The sequence below is a fragment of the Microvirga soli genome, from assembly GCF_016734765.1.
GTDB classification, from domain to species: domain Bacteria; phylum Pseudomonadota; class Alphaproteobacteria; order Rhizobiales; family Beijerinckiaceae; genus Microvirga; species Microvirga soli.
In genome coordinates, this window is record NZ_JAERQE010000034.1 from 35,183 (window position 1) to 49,946 (window position 14,764).

Consider the following 14,764-nt stretch of genomic DNA (forward strand, 5'->3'; position numbering starts at 1 on the left):
CAATAAGGATTGCCCCAACGGCCGAGGTCGACCATATCGGGATGAACCAATCCCGAAAGCCGCTGATCCGAGGAGAGCAGATGCCGCATCACACGCCGCTGATTTCAACCATCGTTGTCGGCTTGGTTCTGGCATTTGCTCTCGGCGCCGTTGCGCATCGGTTCCGCCTTTCTCCTCTCATCGGTTACCTGCTTGCCGGCGTACTCGCCGGCCCCTTCACGCCGGGCTACGTGGCGGATCAGGGCCTCGCCAACCAGCTGGCGGAAATCGGCGTCATCCTGCTCATGTTCGGCGTCGGCCTTCATTTCTCCCTGAAGGATCTTCTGTCGGTTCGCGCCATCGCCATTCCCGGCGCCGTCGTGCAGATCACCAGCGCCACGGTTCTGGGCATGGGTCTCGCCTGGCTGATGGGCTGGAGTATCGGGGGCGGCATCGTGTTCGGCCTGGCGCTCTCGGTCGCCAGTACGGTCGTGCTGTTGCGGGCTCTGCAGGAGCGTCGCCTTGTCGAGACCGAACGGGGGCATATCGCGGTCGGCTGGCTGATCGTTGAAGATCTGGCCATGGTGCTCACCCTGGTGCTGCTGCCGGCGTTTGCCAACGCCACGTCCGGTGGATCGGCCGATCTCGAATCCATCGTGATTTCCCTCGGCCTCACCCTCGGCAAAGTCATTGCCTTCGTGGCCATCATGCTGATCGTCGGCCGACGGGTCATCCCGTGGATCCTGCACTATGTGGCCCATACCGGCTCGCGGGAACTATTCCGCCTGGCCGTTCTGGCCATCGCCCTGGGGGCCGCTTTCGGTGCGGCCGAACTGTTCGGGGTTTCCTTCGCCCTCGGAGCGTTCTTTGCCGGCATGGTGCTGAGCGAGTCGGAACTCAGCCATCAGGCCGCCTCTGAAACCCTGCCCCTGCGGGACGCCTTCGCAGTTCTGTTCTTCGTCTCGGTCGGCATGCTGTTCGACCCGATGATCCTGATCACTGATTTCGGCCCTGTCGTTGCGACCTTCCTGATCATCGTCGTCGGCAAGTCGCTCGCGGCCTTCGCCATTGTGCGGCTCTTCGGCCACCCGAACTCGACTGCGCTCACAATCGCGGCAAGCCTCGCCCAGATCGGCGAATTCTCGTTCATTCTCGCAGGTTTAGGCCTCAGTCTTCAGATCCTGCCTGAGAAGGGACACGATCTGATCCTCGCCGGTGCCATCCTGTCGATCCTGATGAACCCGTTCCTGTTCACCTTGCTGGACCGCTGGTTCATCAAGGGAGACACCATCAGAGCACAAGCGAAAGCCGACGCTGTGGCCGCGGAGAAGAAAGCCGTCGCGGCAGAGGAAGCTGCGGCAGCCGCCGCGCGCGGGCCACTCCCCACCACATCTCTGACCGATCACGTGGTGCTCGTAGGGCACGGGCGTGTTGGGAAGTATATCAGCCGCAAGATGGCTTCGATCGGTGCACCCCTGCTCGTGATCGAGACCAACAAGGAACAGGTTGCCGACCTGCAGAAGGAGGGTCGTGAGGTCATCATCGGCAATGCGGCCGATCCCGAAGTCGCTGCAGCTGCCAATATCGGGCAGGCCCGCTGCCTCCTGGTGGCCATTCCCGACGCGTTCGAGAGCGGCCAAGTGGTCGAGCAGGCCCGCAGGATCAATGCCGACCTGCCAATCATCGTGCGCGCCCACTCCTTCGCCCAGGAGGAGCATGTGATGAAATTTGGTGCGACCAGAATCGTGATGGGTGAGCAAGAGATCGCCCGCGCCATGTTCGCCGCCGTGCCTGATGCCCCGCGCGAGCCGGTGCTGTCCTCGGTCGAAGAAGCGGATGACGTCCTGAACGAGGACCAGGACGATGCTGGGCTGCCTCACGATGGGGCAGAAGCGTCAGCGCACGTGCTCGGGCCGAAAGCCTATGCCGACAAGGCGGGCGGGGATGCGCCGGAACAGGGGCTGCTGCGCGAGCCACCGGATGAGCCAGGGCGGTGAGACCGGCTGCGTGCTGTTGAGGACCGGCGTGATCATCCGGTTCTGAAGCATCACCTGCAGCCTCTGGGTCATCCTGGTCGGCCACTCGCGCCGTTTCTGCACCTGAGCGAGCTGTTCAGGCTCCACGGAACCGCGCTTCAGCTCCGGCCCGAGAATGTTGGCTGCCGCAATCGCGTCCTGGATCGCCAGGTTAATGCCAACCCCGCCGGCGGGCGACATGGCATGGGCCGCATCGCCAATGCAGAGCAGCCCGGGCCTGTACCATTGCTTGAGCCGATCGACCGCGACGGTCAAAAGCTTGATGTCATCCCAGGATTGCAGCTCTTCAGGGCGATCCCCCAGAAACGGAGCAAGCTTCGTGAGCTTTGCGCGCAAAGCCGGCAACCCCTCCTGTTTGAGCCGTTCCAGCGAACCCTTGGCGATGAGGTAGGCGCACTGCCAGTAATCGCCTCTGTCGATCATCACGAGCATCTGCCCGGCTTCAATCCGCCCGAGCAGCTGGCTCGGATCACCAGGGCGCTTCGATACCCGCATCCACAGCACATCCATCGGCGCGCCTAGATCCATCACCTCGAGGCCTGCCTTCTCTCGCACCACGGAGCGGCGACCGTCGGCCGCCACTAGGAGATCAGCCTTTACCTCGAGAAGACCTTCGGGGGTCGAGACCAGCACACCCGTCACCCTGCCCTGCTCCTCGAGCAGATCAGTTACCTCCGCCTGCATCCGAAGCTTGAAGTGAGGATACTCGCGGGCGTGATCGGCCAGGAAGTCCAGGAACTCCCATTGCGGCATGAAAACAATGAACTTGCAGCGGGTCGGCAGATGCGAAAAGTCGCCGAGCGTCAGCGGCACGCCGCCGACCACGAGGCTGACCGTCTGCGCCCGCTGGTGGGGCCGGGTGAGAAATTCGTCGAGCAGGCCGAGTTCACCCATGACCTCAAGGGTCGAGGGGTGGATGGTGTCGCCGCGGAAGTCGCGCAGGAAATCTGCATGCTTTTCGAGAACCAGCACCTCGACGCCCTGCCTGGCCAGCAGGAGCCCGAGCATCATCCCGGCTGGCCCACCGCCGGCAATGCAGCAGCGGACGTGGAGGGTTTCGGCTGCGTGAGGCGTGTTCATCGGCTCCCTCGGGAAAAACCGCAACTGCTCGGATGCAAGCCGAGTCTACCGTCTTTCCTTCCCAGGCCAAAGTCCGTCGGGCGTATGACGTGAAACCATGCCCCATCACAGGAATCGGGCGCAGAAAGCGGGTCGGAAGCCGTGAAGGAATTTGAGATCCCCAATGTCGAGCCATGAGCTCGATGAGGAAAGATCTCAGCTATGACAACACTTAAAAACAAGACCGCCATTGTGACCGGCGCCAGCTCAGGCATCGGCTATGCGACGGCTCGGCTCTTTGCGCGTGAAGGTGCCAACGTCATCGTCACCGCACGGAGTTCAGATGCCTTGGATAAGCTGGTCTCAGAGATTGAGGCGGAGGGCGGACGCGCCGTCGCCTTGGCTGGCGACATCAAGGACGAGACGTTGGCGCATGCGCTGGTCGAAACCGCCATCCGCCACTTCCGCGGTCTGGACATTGCCTTCAATAATGCCGGCATGAATGGCGAAATGGGGCCGACGCCGGGCGTATCGCTCGCGGGATGGAACGAGACCCTCGCGGTGAATCTCACGGCTGCTTTTCTAGGCGCCAAGTACCAGATCCCGGCCATGCTCGACCGTGGAGGCGGCTCTGTGATCTTTACCTCGACCTTCGTCGGCTACACGGCAGGGATGCCCGGTGTGGCCTCCTACGCTGCCAGCAAGTCGGGCTTGATCGGGCTGACCCAGTCTCTCGCCAGCGAGTTCGGTCCAAGAGGTGTTCGCGTCAATGCGCTGCTCCCGGGCGGCACGGATACGCCTCTGGCCGAAGCCTGGGTCAGTACGCCAGAAGCCCTGGCGTTCGTCGAGGGTCTTCACGCTCTGAAGCGCCGAGCCCGGCCCGAGGAGATCGCCAAGTCGGCGCTTTACCTTGCCTCCGACGCATCGAGCTTCACCACGGGCACGGCGCTGCTCGTCGACGGGGGCGTGTCCATCAACCGAACCTGAGGAGCCACACTGTCATTCCGGGGCGCACCTCTGGTGCGAACCCGGAATCCATAAACACGACGTTTCATGACAGCGTAAACACCGTTACGCCCCTTCCTGCACGACCAGTAGATATAGATGCCAGGCTCCGCTGCGCGGCCCGGGAATGACAGTGGTGCTTGAACGAAAACGGCCGGGACAAGCCCGGCCATGACGTCGCAAAATTCAAAAGGTGTGAAGCCTCACCACATATCGAGCGCGACCCGCGCCTCGTCAGACATGCGGCTTTGATCCCACGGCGGATCGAAGACCATGCTGACCTTGACGCTCTGGACGCCCTGGACCGTCGCGACGGCATTCTCCACCCAGCCAGGCATCTCGCCCGCCACGGGGCAGCCCGGGGCGGTCAGGGTCATGTCGATGGCCACATTGCGGTCGTCGTCGATGTCGACACGGTAGATCAGGCCGAGCTCGTAGATGTCGGACGGTATCTCCGGGTCATAAACGGTCTTCAGGGCCGAGACGATGTCGTCCGTCATGCGGTCGAGCTCTTCCGGCGGGATCGCGGAGCCAGGGGTCACCTGCGGCGCGTTGGACGGGGATTGGTCGTTCACAGGTTCATCCTCAAGCAAACAGGGCTTCCGCCTTCTGCAGGGCGTCCGCCAGCTTATCGACTTCTTGCATGGTGTTGTAGAGGCCAAACGAGGCCCGGCAGGTCGAGGTCGCGCCGAAGCGGTTCAGCAGCGGCATGGCGCAATGGGTGCCGGCCCGGACCGCAACGCCCTGCCGGTCGATGACAGTGGCGATATCGTGGGCATGCGCACCCTTCATCTCGAACGCGATGATGGCGCCCTTGCCCTTGGCCTGCCCGATGATGCGCACCGAGTTCATGGCCCGCAAACGCTCATGGGCATAGGCGGAGAGCGCCGCCTCGTGAGCCTGGATGTTCTCGCGCCCGAGGCTCATCATGAACCGGAGGGCTGCGTCGAGACCGATGGCCTCGATGATCGGCGGAGTTCCCGCCTCAAAACGGTGCGGCGGGTCATTATAGGTGATGCCCTCGCAGAGCACCTCGCGGATCATCTCGCCGCCGCCGGAATAGGGCGGCATCTTCTCCAGCCACTCGCGCTTGCCGTAGAGAACGCCGATGCCAGTCGGCCCATAGACCTTGTGACCGGTAAAGACGTAAAAGTCCGCATCGAGATCGCGTACGTCGACCTGGAGATGGACTGCCCCTTGAGCCCCGTCCACCAGAACCGGAACCCCATGGGAATGGGCGATCCGGATGATCTCCTTGATCGGCGTCACGGTGCCGAGCACGTTCGACATGTGGGTGATGGCGACGATCTTGGTGCGGGGGGAAAAGAGCTTCTCGAACTCCTCGACGAGGAAGTTGCCCTCATCGTCCACCGGCGCCCACTTGATCACTGCGCCCTTGCGCTCACGGAGGAAGTGCCAGGGCACGATATTGGAATGGTGCTCCATGATGGAGAGGATGATCTCGTCGCCCTCCCCGATATTCATGCGCCCGAAGGAATCCGCCACCAAGTTGTAGGCTTCCGTGGCCGACTTGGTGAACACGATCTCGTCGATGGACCCGGCGTTGAGGAACTCGCGTACGGTTTCGCGGGCGCGCTCGAAGCCTTCGGTCGCCACATTCGCCATGTGGTGCAGGCCGCGATGAACGTTGGCGTAGCCCGTCTCCATGGTGTTCACCATGGCGTCGATCACCGCGCGCGGCTTCTGGGCCGAGGCGGCAGAGTCGAGATAGACGAGCGGCTTGCCATAGACCTGCTGCGCCAGGATCGGAAACTCCGCCCGGACGGCTTCGATGTCGTATGGCTTCACAGGAGCGTTCATTGCCTTACCTGTCTTCCTCTTTCGTCATCACCGGCCTTGTGCCGGTGATCTCGATTAGGGAAGGCGTTTTACCCTTCCAGTCGAGATGGCCGGGCCAAGCCCGGCCATGACGCATTGAGTATTACGAACGAGCCTTCAGCCAGCCTTCGACCGTACCCACAAGCGCTTCGCGAGCGGCCTCGTTCTCTACGAACTCCAGCGCCTCGCCCAGGAAGGCTTGAACCAGGAGGCTTTCGGCCTCCTTCTTCGGCAGGCCGCGGGCCATGAGGTAGAACAGGAGGTCCTCGTCGAGCTGACCGCAGGTGGCGCCGTGGGCGCACTGCACGTCGTCGGCGAAGATCTCGAGTTCCGGCTTGTTGTTCATGGAGCCGCCCTCCTCCAGGAGGAGCGCCGCCGACATCATGCGCCCGTCGGTCTTCTGGGCGTGATGTGGGACAATGATCTTGCCCTGGAAGACGCCGGTCGCCTCGTTGTCGATGACCGTCTTGAACAGCTCTCGGCTCTCACAATGGGGAGCCGCATGCTCGACCACCAGGGTCGAGTCGGCGTGCTGCGTGCCTTTCAGCATGGTCGCGCCGTTGACGCGAAGGTTCGTGTTCTCACCATCGAGAATGGCGAAGACCTGATGCCGCGAGGTGGCGGAACCGGCCACCACGTTGATGCTGTTGAACAACGCTTCCCCGCCGATCTTGGCGGCAAGGGTGGAGAGAGCCAGCGCCTTGTCGCCCTCGGCGTTGACGCGGACGTGCTGCACGTTGGTGCGATCGCCCGCGATCATCTCGATCACGTCGTTCGGCTGGTGGTTGGCGCCGTTCGTGCTCTCGTGCGTTTCGAGCAGGGTCACCGAAGCGCCCTCCTCCACGACCACGAGGATACGGGTCGCGGTAGCGACAGCGGAGCTGGCCGCCGTGACGAAGCGCAGGTGCACCGGGGCCTCGACGGGTCCAGCAATCCGGATCATCACGCCGTCAGCCATGAAGGACGTGTTGAGCTGATAGACCGGATTGTCGTTCGCCCACGGAACCGGGCTCAGACGGGCGAGCCACTCATGGCCATCCGCCAAAGCCTCCGCCAGAGGTACAATCTCGACATTCTCGGGCAGATTGTGGAAGTCCACCGCGTCGCGAACGAAGTGGCCATTCACGAACGGCACCTGCAGCGCCTCGACGCCTGCAAGCGCTTTCGCGCCGGCTAGGGCCGCCTTCACCTCGTCCGCGGCGGGAACACCGGCGAAAGGTGCGATCTCGCGCATCATGGCGCGAAGGTCGGTGTACTTGAACTCCTCCACCCGGCGATGCGGCAAGCCTCGCTGGGTGAATTGTTCGAAGGCCTGCGCGCGCGACTCGGTCTGACCCGGCAGACTGGTCTTCGCACTCTCGAAAGCCTGCGCCAGCGCGGTTTCCGCCGGCGTCTTCATGAGGGTGACGTCAGCCATATCAAGCAGCCTCAGTTTCCCGGTAATCGGCATAGCCATTGGCTTCGAGCTCGAGCGCCAGCTCCTTACCGCCCGTCTTCACGATGCGGCCGGACGACATCACGTGCACGGTGTCGGGCACGATGTGGTTCAGCAGGCGCTGGTAGTGGGTGATGACCAGGAAGGCGCGGTCCTGCGAGCGCAGAGCATTCACGCCCTCGGACACGATGCGCAGCGCATCGATGTCGAGGCCAGAATCGGTCTCATCCAGGATGCAGAAGGACGGCTGGAGCAGCGCCATCTGCAGGATTTCCATGCGCTTCTTCTCGCCGCCGGAGAAGCCGACGTTGAGGGCGCGCTTGAGCATGTCCTTGGGGATTTCGAGCTGGGTGGCTGCAGCGTTCACGCGCTTGATGAAGTCCGGCGTGGTCAGCTCCGCCTCGCCGCGGGCCTTGCGCTGCGCGTTGAGGGTGGCCTTCAGGAACGTCATCGAGGCAACGCCGGGGATCTCCAGCGGATACTGGAAGGCCAGGAACACGCCGGCGGCGGCGCGCTGGTCAGGCTCCATCTCCAGCACATTCTCACCGTTGAGCAGGATCTCACCGTCGAGGACCTCATAATCCTCCTTGCCGGCGATCACATAAGACAGGGTCGACTTGCCGGAGCCGTTCGGCCCCATGATGGCGGCGACCTCGCCCTTGTTCACGGTGAGGTTGAGGCCGTTGAGAATGCGCTTGTCCTCGATCTGGACAACCAAGTTCTTGATTTCGAGCATCTTTACACTTCCATCTGCGTCATCCCGGGCGAGCTTAGCGAGACCCGGGATCGCTATCCGAATTAAACTGGTTTGAACGATCCCGGCTCTCCGCTGCGCTTCGGCCGGGATGAAACCATTGGTTTTCGACTAACCGACCGAGCCTTCCAGCGAGATCGAGATCAGCTTCTGCGCTTCGACTGCGAACTCCATGGGGAGGTGCTGAAGCACGTCCTTCACGAAACCGTTCACGATGAGCGCCGTCGCCTCCTCTGCCGAGAGGCCGCGCTGCTGGCAGTAGAACATCTGATCTTCGGAGATCTTCGATGTGGTTGCCTCGTGCTCGAACACGGCGGTGGCGTTCTTCGACTCGATGTAAGGCACTGTGTGCGCGCCGCACTGGTTGCCGATGAGGAGCGAGTCGCAGTTCGTGAAGTTGCGCGCGCCGGTCGCCTTGCGGTGGGCCGAGACGAGACCGCGATAGGTGTTCTCGGAGCGGCCCGCCGCGATGCCCTTCGAGATGATCCGGCTCGTGGTGTTCTTGCCCAGATGGATCATCTTGGTGCCGGAATCGACCTGCTGCATGCCGTTCGACACCGCAATCGAGTAGAACTCGCCGCGGGAGCCGTCGCCGCGCAGAATGCAGGACGGGTACTTCCAGGTGATGGCCGAGCCCGTCTCGACTTGAGTCCAGGTGATGACCGAGTTCTTACCCCGGCAATCGCCGCGCTTGGTCACGAAATTGTAGATGCCACCCCGGCCTTCCGCGTCGCCCGGATACCAGTTCTGGACCGTGGAATACTTGATCTCGGCATCGTCGAGAGCGACGAGTTCGACCACGGCAGCGTGGAGCTGGTTCTCGTCGCGCTTCGGGGCCGTGCAGCCCTCGAGATACGACACGTAGGAACCCTTGTCGGCGATGATCAGGGTGCGCTCGAACTGACCAGTGTTCTTCTCGTTGATGCGGAAGTAGGTGGACAGCTCCATCGGGCAGCGCACGCCCGGCGGAATGTAGACAAACGACCCGTCCGTGAACACGGCCGAGTTCAGGGTGGCAAAGAAGTTGTCCGTCACTGGCACGACCGAGCCGAGATACTGCTTCACGAGGTCCGGGTATTCACGGATCGCCTCGGAAATCGGCATGAAGATCACGCCGGCCTTGGCGAGCTCTTCCTTGAAGGTCGTGGCCACCGACACAGAATCGAACACCGCGTCCACGGCGACCCGGCGCTGCGGCTCGACGCCCGCCAGGATCTCCTGCTCGCGCAAGGGAATGCCGAGCTTCTCGTAGGTCTTGAGAATCTCAGGGTCGACCTCGTCCAGGGACTTCGGCGCCGGGTTCTTCTTCGGCGCGGCGTAGTAGTAGATGTCGTTGTAGTCGATCTTGTCGTACGACACCCGCGCCCAGTTCGGCTCCTTCATAGTGAGCCAGCGCTTGTAGGCGTCGAGGCGCCACTGGAGCATCCACTCGGGCTCGCCCTTCTTGGCCGAGATGAAGCGGATCACGTCCTCGGAGAGCCCCCTCGGGGACTTCTCCATTTCGACTTCGGTCTCGAAGCCGTACTTGTATTGATCGACGTCGATCAGGCGGACCTGATCGATCGTTTCCTGCACTGCAGGCATGTGTCTCTCCCACCGCTCACGGCTTCAAGGACCGCGGGTTGATGACCTGGAATGCGAAGCGGAGCCTTTTCAGGCTGCGCTCGCCTTCCGCTTATATAAGGTGCCGACCACCCTTTCGCACGCCTCCGCAAAGCGGATAACGTCCTCTTTCGTGGTCGACCACCCCAAACTCACGCGCAAAACGCCCTCCGCGAGGGCGGGCTCCACGCCCATGGCGTCGAGCACATGCGATCGCTTGACCTTTCCGGACGAGCAGGCCGAGCCGGAGGACAGGGCTACCCCCGCCAGATCGAAGGCGATCAATGCCGTTTCGGCTTTGAGGCCGGGTATGGCAAAGGCGAAGGTATTAGGCAACCGCTCAGCTTGCGCACCCACAACAACCGCATCCGGCGCAATCCGTCGGACATGCGTCTCGGCGTCGTCCCGCAGCGCCCCGAGCCTTTCCGCTTCCTGCGCCAGTCCGGATAGAGCGATCTCGGCCGCAGCACCGAAGCCTGCGATGGCCGCCACGTTTTCGGTGCCAGCCCTGAAGCCCTTCTCCTGCCCGCCGCCCCGGATCAGCCGATCGGCGATCTCGTACTGGTCGGAGGCGAGAACGACAGCGCCGATTCCCTTCGGTCCGCCAATCTTGTGAGCCGAAAGGGTGAGCACATCGACCTCGAGCCCGGCCATATCGACCGGGATCTTCCCAGCGGCCTGAACCGCATCGGTGTGGATCAACCCGCCATGCTCATGAACAATCCGGGCCGCCTCGGCCACGGGCTGGAGCACCCCGGTCTCGTTGTTGGCCAGTTGGATGGAGACAAGGACGCGCTCGTCGCAAGCCTTCCGGAGACGAGCTTCGAGCCAGGCCAGATCAAGGATTCCGTTGGCATCGACCGGGATGATCTCAACCGCGTCCGAAGGGAACCGGTGACCGTTGAGCACACAGGTGTGCTCGATAGCCCCCAGGAGCAGCCGGGAGCACCCTGGCTGACCGAGGCGGCGGAAGCCCTGAGTCAGAACCAGATTCGCAGCTTCGGTGCCGCCGCTCGTGAAGATGACATTCTTGGTCCGGGCCCCGACGAGGCGTGCCACTCGCTCACGGGCACTTTCCACTTCGGCTCGTGCAGCGCGGCCCTCGGCATGGACTGAGGAGGCATTTCCAGGAAGCTGAAGGGCGCGCAGGACGACCTCGGCAACCGCAGGCCGCATGGGCGAGGTCGCATTATGGTCGAGATATGTGCGCTGGCCTGCCGCCATAGCTGCCGTGAGCCTCACGAAATTCTTGCAATCGACCTAGGTTGCCGTGCTAAAGCACCGCAACCACATCTGTCCGATGTCTCGTCGGAGGCGGAAGCCGCTCCGTTCAAATGAAACATTGGAACAATTTAGAACTATTCTAAGGGTTCTTTTATGAGGATCCGCAGCCTGGAGTCAAGGCTGTCACGGGTTTTCCCTCTCCCAATGGAGGGGTGAGCAAGAGGTTCGCGTCTATGCCTGAAGTCATCTTTACGGGTCCTGCCGGTCGCATCGAGGGGCGTTATCAGCCCGCCAAGGAAAAGGGCGCTCCCATCGCCATCATCCTGCACCCTCACCCGCAGTTCGGCGGGACGATGAACAACCAGATCGTCTACAACCTGTATTATGACTTCGCGAAGCGCGGCTTCTCGGTGCTGCGGTTCAACTTCCGCGGCGTCGGCCGCAGCCAGGGCGCCTTCGACCATGGTCAGGGCGAACTCTCCGACGCGGCAGCAGCCCTCGATTGGGCCCAGGCCATGAACCCGGACGCCCGCGCCTGCTGGATCGCCGGCGTATCCTTCGGCGCCTGGATCGGCATGCAGCTCCTCATGCGCCGCCCGGAAATCGAAGGCTTCATCTCTATTGCCGCCATGGCAAACCGCTACGATTTCTCCTTCCTCGCCCCCTGCCCATCCTCCGGCCTCTTCGTGCACGGCTCGGAAGACCGCGTTGCCCCGGTCAAGGACGTGGTCAGCGTGATCGAGAAGGTGAAAACCCAGAAGGGCGTAAAGCTCGAACACGCCGTGATCGAAGGCGCCAACCACTTCTTCGACGGCCGCGTCGATGAGCTGATGGTGTCTGTGGACGAGTATCTCGACAAGCGGCTGGGAACGGCCGAGGAAGCTGCCTGAACCTTCTCCCAAGCAGAATTCACTAATGCAAAAAGCCGGTGTCTCACGACACCGGCTTTGTTGTTTGGGGCTAGGCCTAGTTGCTGTGCTTACGGCCAGATCAGGGCAAAGCTGGAGGCCGACAGGGCCTGATACTTGCCGATGGTGGCAAACTGCATCGCACCCGCTCCGCCCACGCCATCGGCATCGTACGACACCGCACCTGTGGCGTTGTTGTAGATCAGGCGGTGCGCGCTCGTGCTGGCCGCAGCCCCGATGGTGAACTGAGACGCGCTCACCTCACCCACGTTCTGGAAGGCCGTGAACACATACCGGCTTAGCTGCAATCTGTCCGCTCCAACCGTGAAGTCATTGACGATGTCCACGTTCGCCGAGCTCAAGGCGGTGTCGAACCGGAACAGATCCGAGCCGTTGCCGCCGGTGAGCCAGTCCGAGCCGGCACCGCCGACTAATAGGTCATGCCCCTCGCCACCGGACAGATAGTCGCCGTCCGCCAGGCCGAAGAGCTCGTCGTTACCCCAGTGCCCGAACAGCTCATTGTAGCCACCATTGCCCGTGAGCACGTCGTTGTACGATGAGCCGCCCAGCCCCTCGATGTCGAAGTACATATCGCCAGCGGCGTCGCCGGTGTTGCCGGACGAATTCGACAGGTTGGCCTTCACGCCTGCTGTGGCCGCGTAGTAGGTGGCAAAGTCATAGCCGGCACCACCATACATCCAGTCGGCGCCACCACGGCCCTCGAGCGAGTCCCAGCCGCCATGGCCGTAGAGCTCGTTGCCAAGATGGTTGCCCACCAGCTCGTCGTTGTAGGCCGAGCCGCCGATGCCCTCGATCGAGACATAGCTGTCGCCGGCCGCATCCCCGGTGTTGCGCCAGGCGCTCAGCAGGTCGACCACCACGCCGGTTGTGGCCGTATGGTACTCGGCATAGTCGAAGCCATTGCCGCCATCGAGCACGTCGGCGCCAGCGCCGCCGACCAGGTTGTCGTTGCTGTCGCCGGCATACAGCCGGTCGTTGCCAGCAAGCCCTGCGAGCATGTCCTCGCCCCAGCCGCCATAGATGGTGTTGTCGACGGCATTGCCGGTGAGCCGGTCGGCGAAGTTCGAGCCGTAGAGGCCCTCGATGCTCTCGTACGTGTCACCGGCAGCCTCGCCGGTGTTCTGGGAAGCATCGGACAGGTTGACTGTCACGGCCGTCGTGTAGGCCACGGCATCGTAGCCATCGCCGCCGATCAGCCAGTCGCCCTCAGCCCCGCCCTCGAGCACGTCGTCGCCAGCACCGCCGACCATGTAGTCGCGCCCGGCGAGACCCACCAGACGATCGTTGCCGTCATGGCCGTAGAGGTTGTTGCCGTCCCCGTCGCCGGTGAGGGTGTCGTTGAACCGCGAACCGCCGAGAGCCTCGATGCCGCTGTAGGTGTCACCCGCCGCCTCGCCCGTGTTGGCACCGGCATTCGTCAGGTTGGCCACCACCGCGCCCGACGCATGGTAGTAGCTCGCAAAGTCGTAGCCCGCGCCGCCGGAGAGGTGATCGCCGCCGGCCCCACCCTGAAGGTCATCGTTACCCGAGCCACCGTCGAGTGTATCCGATCCAGTCCCTCCGTTTAGGGAGTCGCTACCATCATTTCCTGTGAGGTTGTTATGAGCGCTGTTGCCTTGGATACGGTCATCACCTGCACCTCCGTTCGCATTCTCGATCAAAGATCGAGAATCTCCCTTGTACTGGAAAGCATTGAAGACATTTCCGCGGGCTTTAAATCCACCACCCAGATCTACAGTTTGAGCGAACGACAGCTTTGACCATCCCCCAGGCGTGAGGTCGATGACTAAGCCCGATCCGTAGCTCGAGAAATCGTAAGTATCGGAGCCTCCGCCGTCCCAAATCGTCAAGAATATGCGATTGGAATTCCAAGCACCGATCCCACCGGGGATGCCTTGACCCACGCCGTTAACGAATGTTTCTCCAGTCGTCGGAGTCCAACGATAAACCGTATTGCCGCTATTCATTGTGAAATCTGCACCATACAGATGCTGCAAAGCAGCAATGTCGTACATCATGAAAGTTTGCGGTGCGCCGTATTCCTCAAATGAATAACTGCCAGCAGGCCCTCCCACATAAGACCTGTATGTCATAACTGTAAACTCAAGTGAGTCACGATCTGCACTGATGGGTTTATTGATTACTCCTGCATACCAAGAACTACCCTCATGGGCGTGCTTGAGCCCTAGTGCATGGCCAAGTTCATGAAGGATAACCTTGTAGCCGTACGTACCTAAAGTGACGTTAGTGACATTCTTATGAATCCAGACATCGCCGCCATAGACTGGAACATTCGGATAATAAGTCCGGCTTGCACTAACATCCGAGTTGCCAATCCGAATATTCGCATCGTTGGAACCAGCGAAGGAAATCGAAAGATTGGTTAAAGCCTCCACGGAGTTCAGAGACATGCGAGGACCACCAGCATAAGGGCTTGAACCTTCAAGAACAAAGCGGACAACCTGCTGCTGCTCGAAGCTGACAGGCCGGAACCCAGACGCATCTGGATAGATCCACCCATAATCCGACTCGGTATCTGGGAAGCTAAAGGTAACGTTGGATTGATCCCATCGATCTCCCGATAAGAGAGAGAGCATATTGGTATATTGGACGTCTGTTGAGACAGCCTCAGCGACATCAGCCCAGTAGTCCGTAACGGAAGTCGAACCGCTATAACTGAATGCATATGGACTTGGACTAGGTAGATCGTGGCTAAAAAGACCCCAAGAGGTTGACGCTCCTGTCATTGCGCAGCTCACACACATAGGGCTCTCCAAACTAATTTATGATACTATATACCATTATAAATGTATTGCCAAGCTCCACTAAAGCGCTTTTGATCTGGGCTTGAATCCATTCGGGTGGGCTGCGCGTTGACTAGGATATGGCCCGGGAGGCAAGC

At 61.7% G+C, this 14,764-nt stretch carries 11 protein-coding genes; 3 read left to right on the forward strand and 8 right to left on the reverse strand.

Annotated elements, in window-relative coordinates; translation table 11 throughout:
* Positions 1 to 80 precede the first annotated feature (80 nt).
* A complete protein-coding gene (gene ybaL, locus JKL45_RS21965) occupies positions 81 to 1,976 on the forward strand; it encodes a YbaL family putative K(+) efflux transporter (RefSeq protein WP_201863741.1) in 1,896 nt (631 codons plus the stop codon).
* Here ybaL and JKL45_RS21970 read toward each other — a convergent pair.
* Positions 1,875 to 3,095 carry an FAD-dependent oxidoreductase gene (locus JKL45_RS21970; RefSeq protein WP_201863744.1) on the reverse strand — a complete coding sequence of 407 codons (1,221 nt, stop codon included), beginning with the start codon at positions 3,093 to 3,095 and terminating at the stop codon, positions 1,875 to 1,877. The genes ybaL and JKL45_RS21970 overlap by 102 nt on opposite strands.
* A gap of 201 nt (positions 3,096 to 3,296) precedes the next feature.
* Here JKL45_RS21970 and JKL45_RS21975 point away from each other — a divergent pair, with 201 nt between their 5' ends.
* On the forward strand, positions 3,297 to 4,061 hold the full coding sequence (locus JKL45_RS21975; protein WP_201863746.1) for an SDR family oxidoreductase: 765 nt from the start codon (positions 3,297 to 3,299) through the stop codon (positions 4,059 to 4,061).
* Positions 4,062 to 4,282: 221 nt separating this feature from the next.
* Here JKL45_RS21975 and JKL45_RS21980 read toward each other — a convergent pair whose 3' ends face one another.
* The 6 genes from JKL45_RS21980 to JKL45_RS22005 all read right to left on the reverse strand — a co-directional run bounded on the left by JKL45_RS21980 (position 4,283) and on the right by JKL45_RS22005 (position 10,933).
* Positions 4,283 to 4,579 carry an SUF system Fe-S cluster assembly protein gene (locus JKL45_RS21980; RefSeq protein ID WP_376771059.1) on the reverse strand — a complete coding sequence of 99 codons (297 nt, stop codon included), beginning with the start codon at positions 4,577 to 4,579 and terminating at the stop codon, positions 4,283 to 4,285.
* An 85-nt stretch (positions 4,580 to 4,664) separates the two neighbouring features.
* On the reverse strand, positions 4,665 to 5,900 hold the full coding sequence (locus tag JKL45_RS21985) for a cysteine desulfurase (protein ID WP_201863750.1): 1,236 nt from the start codon (positions 5,898 to 5,900) through the stop codon (positions 4,665 to 4,667).
* A gap of 121 nt (positions 5,901 to 6,021) precedes the next feature.
* Positions 6,022 to 7,335, reverse strand: a complete 1,314-nt coding sequence (gene sufD / locus JKL45_RS21990) for a Fe-S cluster assembly protein SufD (RefSeq protein WP_201863752.1) — start codon at positions 7,333 to 7,335, stop codon at positions 6,022 to 6,024.
* Position 7,336: 1 nt separating this feature from the next.
* Positions 7,337 to 8,089 carry a Fe-S cluster assembly ATPase SufC gene (gene sufC / locus JKL45_RS21995; RefSeq protein ID WP_201863754.1) on the reverse strand — a complete coding sequence of 251 codons (753 nt, stop codon included), beginning with the start codon at positions 8,087 to 8,089 and terminating at the stop codon, positions 7,337 to 7,339.
* 129 nt (positions 8,090 to 8,218) lie between these two features.
* Positions 8,219 to 9,691, reverse strand: a complete 1,473-nt coding sequence (sufB, locus tag JKL45_RS22000; protein WP_201863757.1) for a Fe-S cluster assembly protein SufB — start codon at positions 9,689 to 9,691, stop codon at positions 8,219 to 8,221.
* Positions 9,692 to 9,760: 69 nt separating this feature from the next.
* Positions 9,761 to 10,933 carry a cysteine desulfurase family protein gene (locus tag JKL45_RS22005; protein WP_201863764.1) on the reverse strand — a complete coding sequence of 391 codons (1,173 nt, stop codon included), beginning with the start codon at positions 10,931 to 10,933 and terminating at the stop codon, positions 9,761 to 9,763.
* 233 nt (positions 10,934 to 11,166) lie between these two features.
* Between JKL45_RS22005 and JKL45_RS22010 the strand changes: the two genes are divergently transcribed.
* The gene (locus JKL45_RS22010) at positions 11,167 to 11,823 is read left to right on the forward strand and encodes an alpha/beta hydrolase (protein WP_201863759.1); all 657 of its coding nucleotides are present in this window, start codon (positions 11,167 to 11,169) and stop codon (positions 11,821 to 11,823) included.
* Between the two features lie 89 nt (positions 11,824 to 11,912).
* Here the strand turns inward: JKL45_RS22010 and JKL45_RS30860 are convergent, their stop codons facing one another.
* A complete protein-coding gene (locus JKL45_RS30860; RefSeq protein WP_376771058.1) occupies positions 11,913 to 14,627 on the reverse strand; it encodes a M10 family metallopeptidase in 2,715 nt (904 codons plus the stop codon).
* Positions 14,628 to 14,764: the final 137 nt, after the last annotated feature.

Bases quoted from the DNA above. Each gene is read 5' to 3' on its own strand.
- ybaL (WP_201863741.1), top strand. From the start codon at position 81: ATGCCGCATCACACGCCGCTGATTTCAACCATCGTTGTCGGCTTGGTT.
- JKL45_RS21970 (WP_201863744.1), bottom strand. From the start codon at position 3,095: ATGAACACGCCTCACGCAGCCGAAACCCTCCACGTCCGCTGCTGCATT.
- JKL45_RS21975 (WP_201863746.1), top strand. From the start codon at position 3,297: ATGACAACACTTAAAAACAAGACCGCCATTGTGACCGGCGCCAGCTCA.
- JKL45_RS21980 (WP_376771059.1), bottom strand. From the start codon at position 4,579: ATGACGGACGACATCGTCTCGGCCCTGAAGACCGTTTATGACCCGGAG.
- JKL45_RS21985 (WP_201863750.1), bottom strand. From the start codon at position 5,900: ATGAACGCTCCTGTGAAGCCATACGACATCGAAGCCGTCCGGGCGGAG.
- sufD (WP_201863752.1), bottom strand. From the start codon at position 7,335: ATGGCTGACGTCACCCTCATGAAGACGCCGGCGGAAACCGCGCTGGCG.
- sufC (WP_201863754.1), bottom strand. From the start codon at position 8,089: ATGCTCGAAATCAAGAACTTGGTTGTCCAGATCGAGGACAAGCGCATT.
- sufB (WP_201863757.1), bottom strand. From the start codon at position 9,691: ATGCCTGCAGTGCAGGAAACGATCGATCAGGTCCGCCTGATCGACGTC.
- JKL45_RS22005 (WP_201863764.1), bottom strand. From the start codon at position 10,933: ATGGCGGCAGGCCAGCGCACATATCTCGACCATAATGCGACCTCGCCC.
- JKL45_RS22010 (WP_201863759.1), top strand. From the start codon at position 11,167: ATGCCTGAAGTCATCTTTACGGGTCCTGCCGGTCGCATCGAGGGGCGT.
- JKL45_RS30860 (WP_376771058.1), bottom strand. From the start codon at position 14,627: ATGTGTGTGAGCTGCGCAATGACAGGAGCGTCAACCTCTTGGGGTCTT.